At 60.6% G+C, this 20782-nt stretch carries 20 protein-coding genes and 1 riboswitch; of the genes, 7 read left to right on the top strand and 13 right to left on the bottom strand.

The window, feature by feature from the left end; genetic code table 11:
- Window positions 1–30 precede the first annotated feature (30 nt).
- The 6 genes from ELQ88_RS07010 to ELQ88_RS06985 form a co-directional block, all read right to left on the bottom strand.
- Window positions 31–771: an OmpA family protein gene (locus tag ELQ88_RS07010; protein WP_128873717.1), complete on the bottom strand. Its 741-nt coding sequence runs from the start codon at window positions 769–771 to the stop codon at window positions 31–33.
- Window positions 772–885: 114 nt separating this feature from the next.
- Window positions 886–1527, bottom strand: coding sequence for an MBL fold metallo-hydrolase (locus tag ELQ88_RS07005; RefSeq protein ID WP_128873716.1), 642 nt, complete (start codon window positions 1525–1527; stop codon window positions 886–888).
- Window positions 1528–1615: 88 nt separating this feature from the next.
- Entirely contained in the window at window positions 1616–4354 is a 2739-nt protein-coding gene (locus ELQ88_RS07000) for a LuxR C-terminal-related transcriptional regulator (protein WP_138964313.1), read from the bottom strand.
- A 171-nt stretch (window positions 4355–4525) separates the two neighbouring features.
- Window positions 4526–5890: a DUF1329 domain-containing protein gene (locus ELQ88_RS06995; RefSeq protein ID WP_128873715.1), complete on the bottom strand. Its 1365-nt coding sequence runs from the start codon at window positions 5888–5890 to the stop codon at window positions 4526–4528.
- Window positions 5891–5918: 28 nt separating this feature from the next.
- Window positions 5919–7856 (bottom strand): DUF1302 domain-containing protein, encoded by a 1938-nt coding sequence (locus tag ELQ88_RS06990; protein ID WP_128873714.1) that lies wholly within the window; start codon window positions 7854–7856, stop codon window positions 5919–5921.
- A gap of 337 nt (window positions 7857–8193) precedes the next feature.
- Window positions 8194–9876, bottom strand: a complete 1683-nt coding sequence (locus ELQ88_RS06985; RefSeq protein ID WP_138964311.1) for a fatty acid--CoA ligase — start codon at window positions 9874–9876, stop codon at window positions 8194–8196.
- Between the two features lie 384 nt (window positions 9877–10260).
- Here ELQ88_RS06985 and ELQ88_RS06980 point away from each other — a divergent pair, with 384 nt between their 5' ends.
- Both ELQ88_RS06980 and ELQ88_RS06975 read left to right on the top strand, forming a co-directional pair.
- On the top strand, window positions 10261–11115 hold the full coding sequence (locus ELQ88_RS06980) for a glycosyltransferase family 2 protein (RefSeq protein WP_275938804.1): 855 nt from the start codon (window positions 10261–10263) through the stop codon (window positions 11113–11115).
- Between the two features lie 27 nt (window positions 11116–11142).
- Complete coding sequence (locus tag ELQ88_RS06975) at window positions 11143–11772, top strand: CatB-related O-acetyltransferase (protein WP_138964307.1); 630 nt, start codon at window positions 11143–11145, stop codon at window positions 11770–11772.
- A gap of 46 nt (window positions 11773–11818) precedes the next feature.
- Here the strand turns inward: ELQ88_RS06975 and ELQ88_RS06970 are convergent, their stop codons facing one another.
- On the bottom strand, window positions 11819–12448 hold the full coding sequence (locus tag ELQ88_RS06970) for a LysE family transporter (RefSeq protein WP_128873710.1): 630 nt from the start codon (window positions 12446–12448) through the stop codon (window positions 11819–11821).
- A gap of 91 nt (window positions 12449–12539) precedes the next feature.
- On the opposite strand from ELQ88_RS06970, the gene ELQ88_RS06965 reads away from it, so the two are divergent.
- From ELQ88_RS06965 to ELQ88_RS06955, 3 genes are all read left to right on the top strand, one after another.
- Window positions 12540–13505, top strand: coding sequence for a 2-hydroxyacid dehydrogenase (locus ELQ88_RS06965; RefSeq protein WP_128873709.1), 966 nt, complete (start codon window positions 12540–12542; stop codon window positions 13503–13505).
- A 33-nt stretch (window positions 13506–13538) separates the two neighbouring features.
- Window positions 13539–14537 carry a class I SAM-dependent methyltransferase gene (locus ELQ88_RS06960; protein ID WP_138964305.1) on the top strand — a complete coding sequence of 333 codons (999 nt, stop codon included), beginning with the start codon at window positions 13539–13541 and terminating at the stop codon, window positions 14535–14537.
- 52 nt (window positions 14538–14589) lie between these two features.
- Window positions 14590–14712: riboswitch (yybP-ykoY riboswitch) on the top strand.
- An 89-nt stretch (window positions 14713–14801) separates the two neighbouring features.
- Window positions 14802–15386 carry a TMEM165/GDT1 family protein gene (locus ELQ88_RS06955; RefSeq protein WP_128873707.1) on the top strand — a complete coding sequence of 195 codons (585 nt, stop codon included), beginning with the start codon at window positions 14802–14804 and terminating at the stop codon, window positions 15384–15386.
- A gap of 99 nt (window positions 15387–15485) precedes the next feature.
- On the opposite strand, the gene ELQ88_RS06950 is transcribed toward ELQ88_RS06955, so the two are convergent.
- The 4 genes from ELQ88_RS06950 to ELQ88_RS06935 all read right to left on the bottom strand — a co-directional run bounded on the left by ELQ88_RS06950 (window position 15486) and on the right by ELQ88_RS06935 (window position 17603).
- Window positions 15486–16304, bottom strand: coding sequence for a M48 family metallopeptidase (locus tag ELQ88_RS06950; protein WP_128873706.1), 819 nt, complete (start codon window positions 16302–16304; stop codon window positions 15486–15488).
- Window positions 16305–16487: 183 nt separating this feature from the next.
- Complete coding sequence (locus ELQ88_RS06945) at window positions 16488–17111, bottom strand: SOS response-associated peptidase (protein WP_128873705.1); 624 nt, start codon at window positions 17109–17111, stop codon at window positions 16488–16490.
- Between the two features lie 35 nt (window positions 17112–17146).
- Window positions 17147–17407: a DUF2007 domain-containing protein gene (locus ELQ88_RS06940; protein ID WP_128873704.1), complete on the bottom strand. Its 261-nt coding sequence runs from the start codon at window positions 17405–17407 to the stop codon at window positions 17147–17149.
- Between the two features lie 13 nt (window positions 17408–17420).
- Window positions 17421–17603: a CPXCG motif-containing cysteine-rich protein gene (locus ELQ88_RS06935; RefSeq protein WP_008153387.1), complete on the bottom strand. Its 183-nt coding sequence runs from the start codon at window positions 17601–17603 to the stop codon at window positions 17421–17423.
- 139 nt (window positions 17604–17742) lie between these two features.
- Between ELQ88_RS06935 and ELQ88_RS06930 the strand changes: the two genes are divergently transcribed.
- Window positions 17743–18909 carry a 1-acyl-sn-glycerol-3-phosphate acyltransferase gene (locus tag ELQ88_RS06930; RefSeq protein WP_138964303.1) on the top strand — a complete coding sequence of 389 codons (1167 nt, stop codon included), beginning with the start codon at window positions 17743–17745 and terminating at the stop codon, window positions 18907–18909.
- A gap of 72 nt (window positions 18910–18981) precedes the next feature.
- On the opposite strand, the gene ELQ88_RS06925 is transcribed toward ELQ88_RS06930, so the two are convergent.
- Both ELQ88_RS06925 and ELQ88_RS06920 read right to left on the bottom strand, forming a co-directional pair.
- Complete coding sequence (locus ELQ88_RS06925) at window positions 18982–19260, bottom strand: hypothetical protein (protein ID WP_138964301.1); 279 nt, start codon at window positions 19258–19260, stop codon at window positions 18982–18984.
- A 339-nt stretch (window positions 19261–19599) separates the two neighbouring features.
- On the bottom strand, window positions 19600–20184 hold the full coding sequence (locus ELQ88_RS06920) for a YajG family lipoprotein (RefSeq protein WP_128873701.1): 585 nt from the start codon (window positions 20182–20184) through the stop codon (window positions 19600–19602).
- A 198-nt stretch (window positions 20185–20382) separates the two neighbouring features.
- Here ELQ88_RS06920 and ELQ88_RS06915 point away from each other — a divergent pair, with 198 nt between their 5' ends.
- Window positions 20383–20616: a hypothetical protein gene (locus tag ELQ88_RS06915; protein ID WP_128873700.1), complete on the top strand. Its 234-nt coding sequence runs from the start codon at window positions 20383–20385 to the stop codon at window positions 20614–20616.
- Window positions 20617–20782 lie beyond the last annotated feature (166 nt).

Here is a 20782-nt window from a genome sequence, read left to right as displayed (position 1 = left end):
GCAAGCTCGCTCCTACAGGGTTTTGCGGTGTTACGGGTATTGCTGAACGGTACCTTGCTGCTGGGCGCCATACTGCTGACCCGGAATCGCCTTCAGGTTGACCTCGACCCGACGGTTCTGCGCCCGGCCATTGACGTCGGCGTTGCTGGCAACAGGGTTATCCGGACCGGCGCCACGGGCGCTCAAGTTGGCACCGCTGACACCCTGCGACGTCAGGTAAGTCGCCACGCTTTGGGCGCGACGCTGGGACAGGTCCATGTTGTGCTGACGGCTGCCGGTGCTGTCGGTGTAGCCGACGATCTCGATCTGGTTCTGATTGAACTCCTTGAGCGAGCCCGCCAGGTTGTTCAGCGGCTGATAGAAGCTCGAGGCGATGTTCGCCGAATCGGTGGCGAAGGTGATGTTGCCCGGCATGATCAGCTTGATCTGATCGCCCTCACGCTGCACTTCAACCCCGGTGTTGGCCATGCTGGCCCGCAGTTTTTTCTCCTGCTGGTCGGCGTAGTAACCATAACCGGCAGCGGAAGCACCCACCACGGCCGCGCCGATCAACGCGCCCTTGCCACGGTTGTTGTGGTCGATGGCCGCCCCGGCCAACGCACCGGCCAGAGCGCCGAGCCCGCCGTATTTGGCGGTCTTGCTCATGCCGGTGGAACCACTGTCGGCCTGGCCCTGAGCTTGACCCTGATTGTCGTAAGGGTTAGGCGAGGCGCAGCCAGACAGCAAGGCCACAGCCGTAGCGACAATAATCAAACGCTGCTTGGTGAACATTCAAAGCTCCTACTTTCTTCATTCTGTGGTGCAACGGATCAAGGCATCGGCCTTTGCGGGCGTTGGATCATTTTTACCGGAAAAGATTCCACCCCGACTGTACACAATTGCAGATCAAGCGCGCACAAACGGGTTCTCGCGCATTTCCTCGCCCAGGCGAGTGTCGGGACCATGCCCCGTCACCACCGTCGCTTCTTCATCGAGGGTATACAGCCGCTGCTTGATCGAACGCACGATGGTCGCCTGATCGCCACCCCACAAATCCGTGCGCCCGACCCCGCGCCGAAACAAGGTGTCACCGGCAATCAGCAATTTGGCCTCGGCAAACCAGAAGCTCATGGAACCCGGGGTATGCCCCGGCGTATGCAATGCCACGCCACAACCGCAGGCCAGCTCTTCATCATCGGCCAACCAGCGATCCGGCGAAGGCACCGGCGTGTAGGGCACCCCGAACATCTGGCATTGCATCTCCAGGTTGTCCCAGAGGAATTGATCCTCCTTGTGCAAATGCAGGGTCGCGCCGGTCTTCTCCTTCAACTGCCCAGAGGCCAGGAAGTGATCCAGGTGCGCATGGGTGTGGATGATGCTGACCACCTTCAGGCCCAGGGCGTCGAGGCGAGCCAGGATCAATTCATGATTGCCGCCCGGATCGACCACGATGGCTTTTTTCGTGATCGGATCGCCGATGATCGTGCAGTTGCACTGCAACGGGCCGACGGGGAAGGTTTCGCGGATAAGAGTCGGTTGCTGGGACATCGGGCCTGCTCGGTAAACGGGGGACGGGATATTTTTGCATAAAATGGCCATCAGGCCATTTTGCCGCAACGTGTATCGTCAAATGACCTCAGGCCAACACCCCCAATTCCTTCGCCCGCGCCACAGCCTGCGTGCGCCGCTCCACCCCCAGCTTGCTGTTGATATGACTGGCATGGGTTTTCACCGTGTGCAGGGAAATGAACAGCTGATCGCTGATTTCCTGGTTAGAACAGCCTTGGGCGATGAGTTTCAGGACGGCCAGTTCACGGGAGCTGAGTTGCTCGCACGCGGGCAAGGATTCCGGCGCAATGCGCACAGCGACGGCGGGCAGGCGCTCCGACAGGCTGAGTGCAATCGGCGATTTTGCACAGTGCTGGAGCTGCTCACGCAGCCAGTCAGGGTATTTGTTCAGCAGGCCATCGAAGGGTTGCAGGGCACCGCCACTGGCCGCTTCCAGGGACTGGACGAAGGCTTGCCGGGCCTCGGGCTCGCGGCTGTGCGCCAGAAGCAAATCGATTTTCTGGGTCAACACCAGCACGCTGAGCAACTGCCGGCCGGTCTGCTGGCCATTCTCGAGCAACGCATTCAAGCGCCCTTCAGCCAGCATCGGTTGCCCCTGGATGACGTCCAGCAAGGCCTGCTGCAATTCGATGTGCAGCGGCAACTGTGGATGGAATTCCGGAGGCGCGGCAGGATGTTCGCCGTTGTAGGTCTGGCCCAGTCGCGTCAGCCAGGCTTCGGCCAGGTCGGTACGGCCCTGGGCCAGCCACAGTTCGCATTTGACCAGGGTAATCATCGCCAGGTAGTAGATCGGCGGCACGTCCCAGATGTGCATCAGGCGTTCGGCTTCGGCGAGTTCGGCGAACGCTTTCGCGAACTCGCCGCTGCTGCCTTCGAGCTTGGCGATCACGCAATGGCCGATCAATACGCTGATATCGCGGCAGGCGCGCGCCTCGGTCAAACCCGCTTGCAATCGCAGCCGCGCAGTCTGTGGCTGCAAGCGCAGGGCCAGCAGGAAACCCTCATACAAGGTCAGGCGCGCGCGTACGGCAAACAGCCGTTGCGGGGATAATCCTTGCAGGCGTTGCAGCCCCTGACGGACCTCTTCCTCTGCCCGCAGGATCTCTCCCCGCGCCTGCAGCACTCGGGCGCGGTCGTAGTGGGCCAGCGCTTCGAACAACGGATTGCCGACCCGTTGTGCCAACTCCAGGGAATCTCGGTTCAAGCCTCGTGCACGCCACAGGTCGCCGTCGGCAATGGCCAGGTTGGACAAGGTCGAGAGGCACATCAGGCGTTGGCCGTAACGCCTGGAGGGAAGGCTCTCCAGGGCTTCGGCGCAATAGAGCATCGTCAGCTCGCGATTGCCGCGGCCCCGGGCGATGATGCCGCTCAAGGCCAGCCATTGCGCCAGCATGGATTTCTGCGCCGTGGCCGACGGGGCCGGCAGGTAGCGGCTCAAATGGCTGGCCAGCTCCTCGGCGGCGTCCAATTGACAGGCCAGTCCCAACGCCCAGCTGTACAGGACGATCAGGCGTGGTGTGCTGACCAGCAAGCTGTCGGGCAAGTCCATTTTCCAGCGCAGCAACATGCCGACGTTCTGCTCGGCCAGCAGCTGCTCTTCCGAAAGGTTTTGCACCAGGTTCGCCGCGACATCCAGGTGCCCGGCCCGCAATGCCTGCTCCACCGCCTCATCGAGCAAGCCCTGGGCATTGAACCAGCGACAGGCGCGCAGGTGCAGGCTCGCCACCGGCACCATCGCCGGTGTGGCAGGCCGGGTGCGCAACAGGTCGGAAAACAGATGGTGATAGCGAAACCAGTGCCCCTGCTCGTCCAGTGGCACCAGGAACACCTGATGGGCCGAGAGAAAACGCAGGATCTCGGCACTGTCGTGGGCTTCGCGGACGGCGTCGCACAGCTCGCTGCAAAAGCGCTCCTGCGGCGCGGTGTCGTAGAGGAATGCCTGCACCTCGGCGGGCAGGCAATCGATGACCTCTTCGAGCAGGTAATCGCGGATCAGCCCTTCCCCGCCGTGCAAGGACTGGGGCAACTCGCCGGCGGTGCCCGCTTCGGAGGCCGCCAGCAGCCAGAAACGCAGCCCGGCGACCCAGCCTTCGCTGCGCTGGATCAGGTTCTCCAGCGCTTCGCCGCGCAAGGAGGTGCTGTGTCGATCGAGCAGGGTCAAGGCTTCGTCGTGGGTCAGGCGCAGGTCCTGCTCATGCAACTCGAGCAGTTGCCGCGACAGCCGCAGGCGAGCCAGGTGCCAGTCCGGACGCTGGCGGCTGGTCACCATCACCAGCAGGCCATCGGGAAGATGATTGAGGAAGAACTGCAGGCAACGATCGAGCACCGGCCCCTGGGCCAGATGGTAATCATCGAGTACCAGCAGCAGCGGCGCCGTCGGCGACACATGCACGGCCAACTCGTCGAGCAGACCGTCCAGCCATTCTTCGAAGGCGAAGGGTTGATGCCGCTGGCGCATTTTCAGCAGCCCCAGGGACTGCCTGCCCAATTGCGCAAAGTAATCCTGGAGGCCTTCGAGCAACCGTTCAAGAAAACGCCCGGGGTCGCTGTCGCGCGGACTCAACCCCAGCCACAGGCTTTGCCAATGGGCTGGCAACCCCTGGCAGAACTCCACGGCCAGTGAACTCTTGCCGAACCCGGCCGGGGCGCTGATCAGCAACAGCCTGCCACCGAGACCGGCACTCAGGCGCTCGCACAAACGCGGCCGCAGCACGTGGCCATCAGGCAAGGGCGGCCGAAAACAGCGCCCGTCCAGTGCTGCGACGGTGACGCTTGCAGGGCCTGGGAGTGGGGACAGATCAGTCATGGCCGGCTCTTGTTCGAATGCTGATGGCGGCGTTGCAGATGTCCGCAGACTAGCGGTAAACGCAGAGGGAATGAAGGTTATTGCTACAAATGGCTACAAAAAGACCCGGACAAAAAACGCCCCGAACCAGTCGGGGCGTTTTTCAAGGATGCGGCCTCTGTTTAGTAAACGTTAGCGAACACCTTCCTGACGTAGCGCCGCCGGGGTGAAGTCGCTGGTGGTCGCGGTGAAGCCGAAGTCATATGCCGACTTTTCTTCGTTCTTCATGCCCAGCGCCAGGTAACGACCCGATTGCAGGTCATACAGGGTTTCCAGGGTGTACCAAGGCACTTGGACGTTGTAATAGTTCTGGGAGTGGGCTTCCGCCACACGCCAGAGCTGATTACGACCGTCGTAGTGGTCGATCACCGCCGCTTGCCAGGTGTCTTCGTCGATGTAGAAGTCACGCTTGGCGTAGATGTGACGCTGACCTTCCTTCAGGGTCGCCACCACATGCCAGACCCGGCGCAGCTCATAGCGAGCCAGGTCCTGGTTGATGTGACCGGCCTTGATGATGTCGGCGTACTTGAGTTGCGGCGAATCGAGCTTGTAGCTGTCGGAGGCGATGTACATCTCTTTCTTGCCTTCGAGCTTCCAGTCGTAACGATCCGGTGCACCGTTGTACATGTCCAGGTTGTCGGAGGTACGCAGGCCATCGGCTGCGGTACCCGGCCCGTCATAGGACACTTGTGGTGCGCGACGCACACGACGCTGACCGGCGTTGTAGACCCACGCCGAGCGCGGCTCCTTCACCTGGTCGAGGGTTTCGTGCACCAACAGCACACCACCGGCCAGACGTGCCGGCGCGGTCACTTTCTGCTTGAAGTAGAACAGGATGTTGCCCGGGTTCGCCGGATCGTAATCCTTCATCTTGTCGCGGAACACGAACTGGTCCTGGAAGTACACCAGGCTGTACGAGCCGTTCGGCTGCGGTGTCGCCTGGGTTACCAGACGGGTCACGCTGCCGCCGCGATAGCGGGTGATGTGGTTCCAGATGACTTCCACACCGGTTTTCGGAATCGGGAACGGGATTGCGGTTTCGAAGTTTTCCAGGCCGTTGCCACCGGACACCAGGCTGGTGCTGGTGGCGTTTTTCCTGATGGAGGCAAACACCGCATCCGGCACGGTGGCGCCGCGATGGGACGGGTAGACCAGCATCTTGAAGGTTTCCGGGTAGCGCTTGAACATCGCGTACTGGCCCGGGGCAAGCTTGTCCTTGTACTGGTCGACGTTCTGCGCCGTGATGGTGAACAGCGGTTTTTCACTGGCGAACGGGTCGGACAGGAAGCCTTTGCCGTCCACATTACCGGCGTTTTTCGCCATGGGTTTCCAGGCCGGGATCGAACCGTCGGCGTTGCCCGCCATCTCGGCGCCCATCGGGGTCAGGCTCTTGCCCAGCTTGTCCGCTTCGGCCGCAGGGACCGCCGCCATCACGCCGGTCGCCAGCAGCGAAAGCCCCAGAACACCGATGTGGAACAGACTCTTTGTTATTTTCATATGTGTGTTCGTCCTGAAAATACAGTGCTTAGAAGTTCACGCCGAAGCTGAGCGCAACAAAGTCGCGGTCATCCGTGGTGGTGTACTTGCCGTCGAAGAAGTTGGTGTATGCCAGGCTCGCGGTGTAGGTGTTCTGGTACTCGGCATCGACGCCCAGGCTGACCGCTTTGCGACCTTCCTCGAAGTTGCCGCCAGGGCCAGGCGAGTAACCTTCCACGTCATGGGACCAGGCCACGTTCGGCTTGAGGTTGACCCCGGCGAATACGCTGTTGTATTCCCAGATGGCGCGACCGCGATAACCCCAGGAGTTGGCGGTGGTGAAACCATCGTTTTCGCAATAGCGACTGACGTTGTTTTGCGGTCCGCCTGCCAGGGTGGAGGTGTTCAATGCTACGCACTGGCCAGCATTCAACGGACCAGGGCCATAGCTCGGGTCACGGCCGTAACGCGCCTTGGATGTGCTTTCCAGGCCGCCGACGTGAGTAAAGCCGACCTCGCCCACCAGGGTCAGTCGCTCGGCGCCCATCACCTGGTCGAAGAAGTGGGTCAAGGTGGTCTGCAGCTGGGTCACTTCCTTGCGACGATAGCCTTGTTGATCCTGACCTGGCTGTCCTTGAAGCACGGAGACGTTAGGGTTCAGCGGCGTCAGACCGGAGAAGAGGATGTCGGTGGTGTTGAGCTGAACCGGCGCATTCGGCCGGTAGCTGACTTCACCGCTCCACGCAGTACCGGTAGGCAACGTCGTAGAGAAGCTCAGACCGTACAGGCGGATATCTTCAGGGTATTCGACGTAGTAGCTGGAGTTGCCCGCCACCACCAACGGCAGCAAGGTTGGCGCCAGGCCTGCCGCGACGCCGAGCGGAACCCCGGCACCCACCAATGAGCCCACCAGGGCCTGCGGGCTGTACGCGCCCGCCGGGGCACCGTGGCCGCTGAAAATCGGCGCACGGCTGTGGTAGTTCATGAAATAGGCGCCGAATTCGGTGTCCAGCGGATCGAACATGTATTTGAACGACACGCCGAACTGGCCGCTGTCCCGTGCATCGCGATCCGGACCACGACGAACGATCACGCCTTCATCCGGGTCGCCCCAGGTCACGCCCCGGGCACCGAGGGTGTTGATGCTGGCATTACGCAGCCCGGCCGGCAGCCCCGCAGCCGCCAGTGCACCGTTGAGGCCGTTGCGCGTGCGCAATACCGCGAGGTTGTTGTCGCAACCGTCGGAGATCACGTCCGGTTGCGAGAAGAAAGTACCGCAGTTGTCGGTAACGGTCTGGTCCCATTCCAACTGATAGAAGGCTTCGGCCGAGAGGTTCTCGGTGAGGCTCTGGGACACGTAGAACATGTTGACCGGGATCAGGCCTTCCTTGATCTCGGCACCTGGACGACGGAACGCGGAAACGTCGATCGGGTTGATCGAGTTGATGCCGCCGCCGATGAAGGTACTTTCACCCCAGCTGACAACCTGCTTGCCCAGACGCACGGAGCCCGGCTGATCGGCAACGGAGTAGTTGTGGTAGACGAAGGCATCGAGGATCTGCCCGCCGGCGGACTTGGCGCCTTCCTTGCGGTTGCTGTCGCTGATGTCCTTGAACGGACGACTTTCGTCCTTGAGTTCGAAGTCATACCAGTATTTGCCACGGACGAAAACGCCGGTGTCGCCATATTTCAATTCAAGGTCATGGATACCCTTGAAGATCTTCGAGAAAGTTTCCCCGCTCTTGAAGTTCAAGTGACCATCATCGGAGGTCTGGGACAGGCCACGACCACCGTTGTTGACGCCGATGAGGTTCTTGTTGGCACTCTCGGTAGACCAACTGGCTCCGATCGACAGGGATGAGTCGAACTGACCTTCGATTTCACCAACGTTGAAACTGACGCCGAATGCTGGCCCGGCGAGCGTAGAGGCAAGACTGACCGCCAGGGGCAGTTTCGCCCTGCGCCAGAACTGGTTTACTGATGTCATCGACGCTACTCCATGTGCATTATTGTTATGGCAATTAGCACTCTTAAAAACGCGATGGGTGACTGGGCGCCAAGGTGGCCCTAAGTCATTCCAAAGTTGCATCGCCCCGGTGTGTGCGTGTGCTCCGTTCTTAAAAATCCTTGAGCGGACTATAGCCAGCAGGCCCTACTGCTTGATCCCTCTAAAGTGTGATTTGCAGCGGCCAACCACTCTGGAACAGTCCTTTCGCCAAACCGACACCTGTCGGCACGGCAAGGATGGCTGAAAATTCGGATTTGACAAGCCAAGCGCTTGCTTGGTGGGCCTGGCGTGCCTTTTCGGGCACGCCAGGGGACGCTTAAAGCGTCGAGAGGAAGGTGCTGTTGTTGGCTTGCCATTCGGTGATGTCGACGCGAATCCGCTTCTTGTCGAGTTTGCCGACACTGGTCTTGGGAATTTCAGTAACAAGGGCGATCTGGCTCGGGATGGCCCACTTGCTCAGGTGCCCCTGCTCCACAAACGGCTTGAGGTGTTCCTTGAGTTCCCTGGCCCCGATTACCTGGCCTTCGCGGATCACCAGCAAGGCAAACGGCCGCTCGCCCCACTGCGGATCGGCAATGCCCACCACTGCTACTTCGCGTACCGCCGGGTGGCGGCTGATCAGGTCTTCGAGGTCCAGTGAGGAAATCCACTCGCCGCCGGTCTTGATCACGTCCTTGATCCGGTCGCGAATGTCGATCACCCCCATGCTGTCCAGGGTCGCCACGTCACCGGTGTGCAGCCAGCCCCCGGCCCAGAGCTCGGCGCCCTTCTGCGGTTCGTTGAAATAACCTTCGGTGAGCCACGGCGCACGCAGCACCAGTTCACCCTGGGTCTCGCCATCGGCGGGCAGGAAGTTGCCGTCGGTGTCGACGATCGCCGCCTCCACCAGGGGCCCCGGCACGCCGGCCTTGATCCGGTACGTGGTGCGTTCGTCTTCGGTGCCGGCCATCAGCTCATCGTTGAGGTGCGCGCACGACACCAGCGGCCCGGTTTCCGACATGCCGTAGGCGGCGGTCAGCTGAATGCCCTTGGCCTTGGCCGCTTCGTAAAGCGCACGGTTCAGCGCACTGCCGCCGATCACGATCTTCCAGCCACCGAAATCGGTGCCTTGCGCCGCCTTGGCATTGAGGACCATCTGCAGAATGGTCGGCACGCAGTGGGAAAAGGTGACCTTCTCCTTGCGCCACAGCTCCACCAGGTATTCCGGGTCATAGCGACCGGGATAGACCTGCTTGAGGCCGAGCATGGTCGCCACATACGGCAGGCCCCAGGCGTGCACATGGAACATCGGGGTGATGGGCATGTACACGTCGTTGGTGCCCAACAGCCTGACGCTGTCGATGGCACCCATGATCGTCGACACACCCATGGTGTGCAGCACCAGTTGCCGATGGGTGAAATACACGCCTTTGGGGTTGCCGGTGGTGCCGGTGGTGTAGAAGGTGGTCGCGACGGAATTTTCGTCGAAGTCCTGGAAGTCGTACCGGGTGCTCGCGGCGGCCAGCAACTGCTCGTACTCGCCGATGAGGTTCGGCAGTTCCGCGGTTTTTTCCGGCAGGTCGGTCAGCAGCAGGGTTTTTTCCACCGTGGTCAGGTGCCCGGCGATCGCGGTGTACAGCCCGACGAACTCGCTGTTGACCAGCACGAAGCGGTCCTCGGCGTGGTTCATGGTGTAGAGGATCTGTTCCGGCGACAGGCGCACGTTGATGGTGTGGATCACCGCGCCGATCATCGGGATCGCAAACATGCATTCCAGGTATCGATGGCTGTCCCAGTCCATGACCGCCACGGTATCGCCGGCCTTGACGCCGGCTGCCGTGAGCACGTTGGCCAGCCGCGCGACCCGCTCGATCAGGGTCGGATAGCTGTAGCGCAACTGGTCGCGATAAATGATCTCGCGGGTTTTCTCGTAACGCGCGCCAGACATCAACAGCCGTTTGATCAACAGCGGGTACTGGTAAGCGCCTTCGGCTGGGGGGATAACGCGAGTCTGCAACATAAGAATCCCTTTTCTGACTGCACGGTCGTGGCTGAAAGCAAGCACTCTAGTGACCTTGGGCGCGTACCAAATCAGCCAAAGGAATGATTTAGCTTCAACGGGAAGTTGCTAGCTTTACGCCACTATTTTGCATCTGCGCCAGAATTACAGGTTTAAGTTGTTATCGTTGCAATTTCATTTACGCAAGGCTTGGGATGAGGTAAATGACACGCGAGCCTATGTAAAATTATCGATACAAGGTACGGATCGATAAGCACGCCAATAATTGCCAAGCTTGCCCGCCCTGACTGCGCATGCCGGGTTTTCCATCACACCCACGTCGTCTAGAACGTTACTGGTACAACAATGAGCATTGAAGCGACCGCCTCTGGAGCTTGCAACTTGATGCAAGCCCCTCTGGTTTCCATCGTGGCGCCCTGTTACAACGCGGAAAAATATCTGGAAGAGGCCATCAAGAGCATCTTCGCCCAGGAGTACCCGCATTACGAAGTCATCATTGTCGACGACGGGTCCAGTGACAACAGCATCGCGATGCTCAAGAAACTGCAGAAAACCTATGATTTCCAGCTATTCACCCAACCGAACCAGGGTGTGAGTGCGGCGCTCAACCACGGTTTGCGGTACGCCAAAGGCGCTTACGTGTCGACGCCGGACCTGGACGACATCATGCTCCCGGAATCGCTGCGCATTCGCGCCGACTATCTGGACAAGAACCCGAACGTCGGATGTGTGGGCGCTCTGATCATCTACATGGACAGCGATGGCAATACCATCAAGCAGCAAAAACGCGACCAGATCCGCACCTACACCTTCGATCAAGTGCTCGGCGGTGCTGTCGTGATCGGTGCGCCGGTCGCGCTGTATCGCATGAGCGCGATGCGACGTGCCGGCTTCTATGCATCGCAGTTGCGGGTTCAAGACTTTCAGATGACCTTGCGGATTGCCCGGTTGGGGTACGAGATCCATGAACTCCCCGTGTGCACGACCCGCTATCGCCGCCATGCCAACAACCTGTCGAGAAAATACCGGGTGTTGCTGCAGGCCGACCTTGAGGCCATCGCACCGTACGCAGACCATCCTGCCTATCAGCGCGCGCGCACCCAACTGGTGAACAAGGCCCTCAAATACGCCGTGGTCGAAGACAAGAAAGAAGCTTGGCGATTGTTGCGCTCGATTCCCTGGCGCCACTTGAACCGAACCAGCTTCAAGCGCCTGAAACGACTAATGTTGCATCGCTAGCCCTCCCTTCGCTGTCAGGCCTCATGCATGAAATTTCTCGAAAAACTCAAACAACGTAAAATCAGAAAGCACCTGAAGCGCCTGGAAAAACTCGAAAGAGCGCCAGAAAAAATACGCCTGCGCTACCCCAGGTACGAAGTCGGCGTAGGCACCTATGGCATCCCCGAGGTCATGGAGTTTGGCGACAACACGATTCTGAAAGTCGGCTCCTACACCTCAATCGCCGAGGGTGTGAAGATATTGCTGGGTGGCGGCCATCGAACCGACTGGGTCAGCACCTATCCCTTTCCGTTGATGATTGACGAAGCCCGGGACATTCCCGGTTGTAGCCCGACCAAAGGCGATGTAGTGATCGGCAGCGATTGCTGGATTTGCGCCGACGTCATGATCCTGTCGGGCGTGACTATCGGTCACGGCGCGGTGGTCGCCGCCGGTGCCGTCGTGACCCGCGACGTCGAACCCTATGCGATCGTCGGCGGCAACCCATGCCGCCACATTCGCTGGCGTTTTGAAGAGGACGTGCGCCAGGACTTGCTGGCGTCGGCCTGGTGGGACTGGCCGTTGGTGGAAGTCAAAGCGGTGTCGCGGATACTGAGCAGCAACGACATGGACGGCTTTCTGGACTACGTCCGCCAACGCCGCATCGACGCCAGGTAAAAGCGTTTCAACCGCGGCTGAGCATGCCGCGGCCGACTTGCAACGTCTAATGCATCTCGGTAAACGCGAGTTTCACACCGATGGCGATCAGCACCGCGCCCATGGTCCGGTCGAACCAGTGGCCCATGCGCGCGAACCCGGCGCGCACGCGCTGCTGGCTGAACAGCATCGCCACGAGGCAAAACCATACAGCGGTGGCCACCGCCAGATAAATGCCATAACCCGCCTGCACCGTCAGTGGAGTGTGTGGATTGATCACCACGGTGAACAACGAGAGGAAGAACAGCGTGGCTTTGGGGTTCAGGCCATTGGTCACGAAACCGGAAGTGAAGGCGCCGCGAGCCGTACGCTCGCCGGCTTCCTTGTGCAGCTCGTCCGTCACCGCGCTGGCTGGCCGAGCGCGCAACGCCTTGAAGCCGATGTACAGCAGATAAGCGGCGGCGGCCCATTTCAAGGCGTTGAACAACACGATCGATTGCGACACGATCAGGCCGATGCCGAGCAGCGAATAACCGACGTGCAGGAAAATGGCCGTGCCGACGCCCAGCGCCGTCCAGGTGCCGGCCCGACGACCGTGGGTCACGCTTTCACGGACCACCACGGCAAAGTCCGGGCCGGGGCTGGCGACGGCCAGCAAATGAATCAGGGCAACGGTCAAGAACTCTGTCCAGTACATGGGAACTCCTTTTGGCCAAGCGTAACTGTTTGTTTCATCTGGTAGGCTCGGCAGATTACGCCTTCAGTTCAATGCACAAAAGGTACAGTTGATGACGAACTCTCGCCGCGCCGTTTTCCTCGACCATCCCTCCCTGGACCTGGGCGATCTCGACCTCAGTCCGTTGCGCGCCTGTTTCAGCGAATTGCAGTTGTTCGCGCAAACCACGCCAGACCAGGTCATCGACCGCCTGAAGGGCGCCACCGTCGCCATCAGCAACAAAATCCTGATCGATGCCGATACCATCGCCGCCAGTCCCGAGCTGAAGCTGATCCTGATCACCGCTACCGGCACCAACAATGTCGACCTCGCGGCAGCCCGTGCCCATGGCATCACCGTATGCAACTGCCAGGGCTATGGCACGCCGTCGGTGGCCCAGCATACGATCATGTTGCTGCTCAATCTGGCGACACGCCTGGCCGACTATCAGAAAGCCGTTGGCGAAGGTCGCTGGCAGCAGGCGAAACAGTTCTGCCTGCTGGACTATCCGATCGTCGAACTGGAAGGCAAATCCCTCGGTTTGCTCGGTCACGGCGAATTGGGCGGCGCGGTCGCACGGCTGGCCGAAGCGTTCGGCATGCGTGTGTTGCTGGGGCAGATTCCGGGACGCCCGGCCCGGCCGGATCGCTTGCCACTGGCTGAACTGCTGCCGCAAATCGACGCGCTGACCCTGCACTGCCCGCTCAACGAACACACCCGCCACTTCATCGGTGCCCGTGAACTTGCATCGATGAAACCCGGCGCCTTCGTGATCAACACCGCTCGCGGTGGCCTGATCGACGAACAGGCCTTGGCCGACGCCTTGCGCAACGGTCATCTGGGCGGCGCGGCCACCGACGTGCTGAGCGTCGAGCCACCGACCGCTGGCAATCCGCTGCTGGCCCATGACATCCCACGGCTGATCGTCACCCCGCACAATGCCTGGGGCAGTCGCGAAGCGCGGCAGCGGATCGTTGGCCAGTTGACCGAAAACGCCCAGGGATATTTCAGCGGTACAGCGCTGCGGGTCGTCAGTTGATAAACTGCGGCACTTTTTTTCCAGGAGCAGAGTATGGATCCGCGCAGTGAAGTACTGCTTCGTCAGGCTGAGTTATTCCAGGGTTCGGTCCTGTTGGCCGGCTTGCCCGCCGACGATCTGCTGGGCCGCCTGCCCGATGCCCATGGCTGGTGCTGGCATGCCGGCGATCAAGCGGCGCTGGATGCGCGGTTTGCCGAGCGCAGCCATTTTGGCGTAACGGTGCCGGAGCGCGGGTTCGACGCCGCCGTGGTGTTTCTGCCCAAGTCCAAGGACCTGACCGATTACATCCTCAATGCCGTCGCCTCGCGCCTGGCCGGGCGCGAGGTGTACCTGGTCGGCGAAAAGCGCAGCGGCATCGAGGGCGCGGCCAAGCAGCTGACCCCCTTCGGCAAACCGCGCAAACTCGACAGCGCGCGGCATTGCCAGCTCTGGCAGGTCACCGTGGCCAATGCGCCGCAAGCCAAACCACTGGAAAGCCTGGCCCAGGAATATGAGCTGCCGTTGGCCGAAGGCCCATTGAAAGTCATCAGCCTGCCCGGTGTATTCAGCCACGGCCGACTGGATCGCGGCAGCGCCTTGCTGCTGGAACACCTGGACAAGTTGCCGAGCGGCCACCTGCTGGACTTCGGTTGCGGCGCCGGTGTGTTGGGGGCGGCGGTGAAACGTCGCTATCCGCACAACCTGGTCACTTTGCTTGATGTGGATGCGTTTGCCGCTGCCAGCAGTCGCCTGACTTTGGCTGCCAACGGCCTTGAGGCGGACGTCATTACCGGTGACGGAATCGATGCCGCCCCCATGGGTTTAAGTGCCATTCTGAGCAACCCGCCCTTCCATGTCGGGGTCCATACCGACTATCACGCCACAGAGAACTTGCTGCGAAAAGCGGCCAAACATCTGAAAAATGGTGGCGAACTGCGGCTGGTAGCCAATAGCTTCCTGAAGTATCAGCCGCTGATCGAAGAGCACCTGGGTGTCTGTGCAATCAAGGCTGAAGGGCAAGGTTTCAGGATCTACAGGGCCAAGCGCGGCTGACACTTCTTTTACAAAAAGAGGCTTGCTCAATCGGATTTGCCTAGGCAGAATCCGCTCCGTCCTAGGGGAGTAGTCTCCCACGAGCGCCATGCTCGTCCGGCATACGTCAACATACTTGGTCAACAGACCATGGCGTATGCGACCCCAGCGTCCGCATCAGACGGAACGCAGGGTTTGACAAGACCTATGACACGAACACCTTACCCGGGGCGGGAAGGCTGTACGTGTCATAGCCGTGTCGACCCGCCCCTTAGGAAAACCCTGATGCTGGATTCTCTACTCGTTCCCACCGCAATCGTTGCCTTGGCCGAAATCGGCGACAAGACGCAACTGCTCGCGCTCATTCTGGCTGCCCGTTTTCGCAAACCCTGGCCAATCATCGCCGGCATCGTCGCCGCGACCCTGGCCAACCATGCGGCAGCCGGTGCGGTAGGCGCCTGGTTCGGTAGTTTCTTCTCGGATGCCACGCTGCACTGGATCCTTGCCGCCAGCTTCGCCGCGACGGCGCTGTGGACCCTGGTGCCGGACAAAATGGACGACGACGAAGCCAGCACCGCCCGCAAGTTCGGACCGTTCCTGACGACGCTGATCGCGTTTTTCCTTGCCGAGATGGGGGACAAGACCCAGGTCGCCACCGTGATGCTCGCCGCGCAATACCCGGAGCTGTGGCTGGTGATCATCGGCACCACCCTCGGCATGCTGATTGCCAACGTGCCGGTGGTGCTGGCGGGCAACTTTGCCGCGGACAAACTGCCACTGACCTTGATCCGTCGCCTGGCGGCGTCGGCGTTTCTCATCCTGGCCATTGTCGCGGTGTACAAGGCGATGCAGAGCAGTGGGTGGGTTTGACGCGTTTAGTCAGTAGCACCGCGTAATCGTTCTTCGCTGTAGGAGCGAACGGTGCGGCGATCCTACAGCGAAGGCGTCAGCAGCTGCCCTATATGAACATCAGGATTTCTTGGCCTGCTCGTACAGCGGCATGACCTTAGGAATCGCCGCCTGCAACGAAGCGATACGACTCGACGAAGCCGGGTGAGTGCTCATGAACTCCGGCGGCGAACCTTCCGAGGCCTTGCTCATCTTGTTCCACAGGGTGATAGCGGCATTCGGGTTGTAACCGGCGCGAGCGGCCAGTTCCAGGCCGATCAAGTCCGCCTCGTTTTCGTTGGATCGGCTGTTGGGCAAGGTCATGCCGTAGTTGGCCACGGTGTCCGCCAGCGCCAGGCTGTCCTGGCCCAGGCCGAACAAGGCACCTGCACCCTGCTTGGCCATCTCGATACCGTAGGCCTTGGACATCGCTTCCCGACCGTGCTCGCGCAAGGCGTGGGCAATTTCATGGCCCATGATCGCGGCAATTTCATCGTCGGTCAGGCTCAGGCTGTCAATCAGCCCGGTGTAGAAAAAGATCTTGCCGCCAGGCCCGCAGTTGGCATTGAGTTCATCGCTCTTGATCAGATTGACTTCCCACTTCCACTGCGCCGAGTCCGGACGAAATTTCGGCGCCTGGGCAATCAGCCGGTCGGCAATCGCCTGGACGCGCTTGGCGTCGTTACTGGTCTTGTCCAGCACACCTTTGCTGGTCGCCTCGCCCACTGTCTTTTGATAAGACTGGGCGTACATCTGGTTGACCTCATCCGTCGACAGCATGCTGAACATGTACTGCTTGCGCTCAACGCCCACAGCGCCACCGCTGGTGGTATTGACCGACTGACAACCGGCGAGCAGCAAACCTGCGCTCAGCGCACACAAAACCAATGTCTTGCTCATCAAAAAACTCCCTGAAAACATGCCGGGTATCCTAGGCGCGGATGGGTATCGGCGCCAGATACATCAGACATGCAGACTGATATTTCGGATAAAGCTCCCATCGCTGCGGTAAAAAATTTCACGGCGGGTGAGTCGAGAGCGGCAGCGGGGCGGGTCATAGTCCAGGCCAGCAAAGGCGCCGACTCAACCCGGCGTCAGACACTCCGGCCCATTCAGCTTCGGATCATTCACCATGTTCGCCAGCACCCGCTCGCGCAACGCCGTGGGCTCACCGGCAAGCAGCGCCTGCAACCCATGCAGCGGTGTTTCGGGATTGAGCCACGCTTCCTGCCCCGCTGCGTCGAGAATCAGCGGCCGACGCTGACTCGCCGCCGGCTGGGTGATCACCGCCGTACTCAGCCATACCTGTTCCTGCACCGGATAAGCCTCCCAGATCGCCGCAAAGAACAGCGCAGAGCCCTCTGCCGGGGTCAGCCAGTAGGGGCGTTTGCGGGCGGTGCCGCGCCATTCGTAGAAACCGTTGGCCGGCAGCAGGCAGCGGCGCGACCGCAGGGCCTCGCGGAACATCGGCTGTTCGGCCACGGTTTCGGCGCGGGCATGGGCCGGGGTGCGGGACAGGTCGGTCAACCACGGCGGGGTCAGCCCCCAACGGGCACGGGCCAACTCACGCTGGCCATCACTGCCGGCGCGCAGCATCAACACCGAATCGTTGGGAGAAATATTCCACTGGGCCTGTTGGTCGGCGGGGAAGCCAGGCAGGGCCGCGAAGGCGGGGTTCCAGCGAAACAGGGCATAACGTCCACACATGGGGCCACACAACTCTAGATAAAACGAACACCAGCCTAACAGACCAGGGTGCCGGGAAAACTCTCCGGTTCGTCGCCGGACAGCGGCAGCGCTGCATTGTACGCGGTGATCAGTTCCCTGGCGTAGGCAGCCTGATCGTTATCGACCGACAGCCCCAGCAGGCCGAAGATCGGCAATTCGCCGGTGCCCCCGAGCAAATCGCGCCCCACCAGATGCGCCTCGATGCCCTCGCTGGCCAGCATACCTTGCAGCAACTCCCCTTCCATCAGGTTTTCCGGCTCGTAGATTCGCTGCATGGCGCGCCCCTTTTCATTCGTTTTCGCTGTGAACTTCGAGCAACCATTCTTGACCGTCGGTCTGCAGGACAAACGTAATGGGGCGACAACACACCGGACAATCTTCGATATACGTCTGATCGCCGCCGGACAAGTCCAGAACAGCTTCAGCCTCTTCCCCACAATACGGACATTCGTAGCGCTCGGTTTCCAGCATCGCGGTCTCCCAGGTGACTTGTGCGTATAATCGCCGGTCTATTTGCAGGGCTATTTTTGTCTGGCTACTTTTTCAGACCGTGCCCCGTCGGTTTTCGATCAAAACCTTTACTTACCCTAGCCGTTTCCAACAAGAGAGCATGATGGGCGAATTCGATGCCATCCGACCTTACGACGATAGCGAAGTCCCGGCAGTGCTGGATCGGCTGCTTGGTGACAAGGCGTTTCTAGATATCCTCATCCACTTCCGCTTCCCGCGTTATGCCGGTGCCTTCGGCTGGATGCTCAAACCTCTTATAGCTCATCGACTGCGCCGTGAGTTCGCCGGCGTCAATTCGGTGGCCACGTTGCAGGACAAAGTCGAGTTCTACGTCGACCACACCATCGAGCGAGCCACCGACGGCGTGACGTACACCGGTGTCGAGCAGTTCAGGTCCGGCAGCGCCTATCTGTTCATCGCCAACCACCGCGACATCGTGATGGATCCGGCCTTCGTCAACTACGCGGTGTACCACGCAGGCCTGCCGACACCCCGCATCGCGATTGGCGACAACCTGCTGCAAAAGCCCTTCGTCAGCGACCTGATGCGCCTGAACAAGAGCTTCATCGTGCACCGTTCGATCAGCGGTCGGCGCGAAAAGATGGCGGCCTACCAACTGCTGTCGGCCTACATCAACCACTCGATCCGTAACGATTGCGCGTCGATCTGGATCGCCCAGGCCGAAGGTCGCGCCAAGGACGGCGACGATCGCACCGAATCGGCGATCCTCAAGATGTTCCACATGAGCCGCAAGGACGAGCCCTTCGGCGAAGTCATCCGTTCGCTGAACGTCACTCCGGTGTCGATCAGCTACGAGTACGACCCGTGCGACCAGGCCAAGGCTCGCGAGCTGTTCATCCGCGCCACGACTGGCAGCTACACCAAGGTGCCGGGCGAGGACGACGTGAGCATCGCCAAGGGCATCACCGGCTATAAGGGCCGCGTCCATGTGAACTTCGCCGCGCCGATCACTCAGCTGTTCGAAGACACCAAGCAATTGGCGATCGAGATGGACAAGCAGATTCTCGGCGGCTACCGGTTATTCCCGGTGCATTACCTGGCCTATGCGCAGTGGAAAGACGCCGACCCGCAATTGCAGGTGCCGAAAGCCACCGAGGTGTTCACGGCCGACGAACTGGCCAAGGCGCAGGAGGAATGGCAGCGACGCCTGGAGGCATGCCCGGAAGAACATCGCCCGTTCCTGGTGCTGCAATATGCGATGCCGGTGCGCAATCAGTACCGGGTCAAGGCGGGATTGCCTTTGTAAGGTAACGGCTTGATACGACAACGGCGCCCTCGGGCGCCGTTTTCTTTATCCGGGATCTTGTGCTTTAACGATCTAGACCTGTGTGCTGATCCACGACACCAGCAGCGCCAACCCCAGGCAAGCGAAACCGAAGCGGTAGAAGAACCGGTTCATGCGCAAGGTCGCCCAATCCAGATTGGGCTCTTCCCCAGGACGATGCTGGCGCTGCGTCTCGATGCTTGCGAGCGCACGCTGCTCACGGCGACGGGTCGCATGCAGCAACCAGCTGCCAGGGAAGGCAAACAGCAAGGCCAGCAGGTTGATCAATTTGGCGGGATGGGCGGTAAACAGCGTCATCAAATGCAGCGACATCACAAACCTCGGAAAAAACAGCTGTGGCAGGCGCCGAACCGACGACCGCGGCGCGGATTCTACCGAATGCCCCCCTGCGGCGGCGCCCTTTGCGACAAATAACGCACCATTTGGCAGATTGCTGTCCAGCGTCAGCCTGTCGTGCGCTACCCGCCGAACCCAACACCGCCCCCCTGTAGGAGCTGGCTTGCCAGCGAAGGCGATCTCAAGATCACCGCAAATCCAGCACCCCCTTCGCCAGCAAGCCGACTCCTACGGCGAAAGGGAGTGTCAGTCAGCATCATTGCTGGCTGTGACGACGCCTTCGCTGGCAAGCCAGCTCCTACAGGGGGGATCGCGTTATTCGTTGAGAATCTGGCCAATCGTCGGATCCTTGAACAGACGCGTCAACGCATCGCTCAACACATCACTGACCAGCTTGGTATTGGTTTCCTGATTGGGCGCCATACCGAAACGCTGGTCCAGGGAGGCACCGTAGCGGCCGCTGTAACGGCGGTTGGCGTTCTGCACATCGGAGCGGAAGGTCGCGCCAATGGTCGCCTCGGTCACGTACAGGCCTTCCTTGGGCGATTGGTATTTAAGCTCCGCCAGGGTCACGGTCAGTTGCGGCGCGTTCATCGCGTTGGACGTCGGGGTAAAGCCCAGCAAACGCACGGCCGCTTCGGCCTGGGCCTGCAATTTCGGCAGAATCTGCGCGCCCTGCACGGTGATCGCACTGGTCTCGGGATACAAGCCCCCGCGGGTGCCCAGGGTTGGCGACGGACGACCGTCCACCACGCGCACCACCACCGGCTGGCCACGGCCGACCGGTGCCAACTGCGTCGTCAGCTTGGGTTCCGGATTCAGTTGTTGCGGGCTGTGGGCGCAGCCGACCAGGGTCAAACTGGTCACAGTCATCAAACCGAACAACAGGCGTTGCAACATGCTCTTCTCTCCAGAATTCAGGCACAAACAAGCCCGCAGTATAGCGGTGCGCCACTGCAGCGAACCAGCGCAACCATTACGGAAGAGTCCCACACACCTTTCAGACCGCGACACCTGTCACACACCTGTCACCGCTCATACACTTTCGCGTCACGACTCAATGCCAATCTTCACAGCAGTCCCCCAAGGTACTTCGCCATGCGTTATCTCATCTCGCTGTTCGCCCCACGCCCGCTGCATCGCTGCTTCGCCCTGCTCGACCGCAATGGCCACTGCCAGGCATTCAAGCAGTGCAGCCTCCAGCCCATGGGCGATGGCTGGGTCGAAATCGAAGAAATCCGCCTCAACTGGCTGCACCATCCCCTGCCCGCCAACGCCCGCATCAACCAGCGCCAACCACGCGCGCGAGTGCAACATCTGTTGACCACCTGACCGAACGCCTAATAAAACTGATCAAACTCGACCATCTCCCTGCGTTTCTTCGCTACAATCTCCCCCCGATTATAAGGACGTCTCCTGATCGGGCCTCGCAGCATCGTCAATACCCAGGTATTGGCACCCCGCACCGCCCACAGAGAGCCGCCCACACAGATCGAGT

The organism is Pseudomonas sp. MPC6 (assembly GCF_006094435.1).
In the GTDB taxonomy this organism is placed as follows: Bacteria; Pseudomonadota; Gammaproteobacteria; order Pseudomonadales; family Pseudomonadaceae; genus Aquipseudomonas.
The sequence above is the reverse complement of the archived record's forward strand: the minus strand, read 5'-3'. Positions and strand labels throughout refer to the sequence as shown.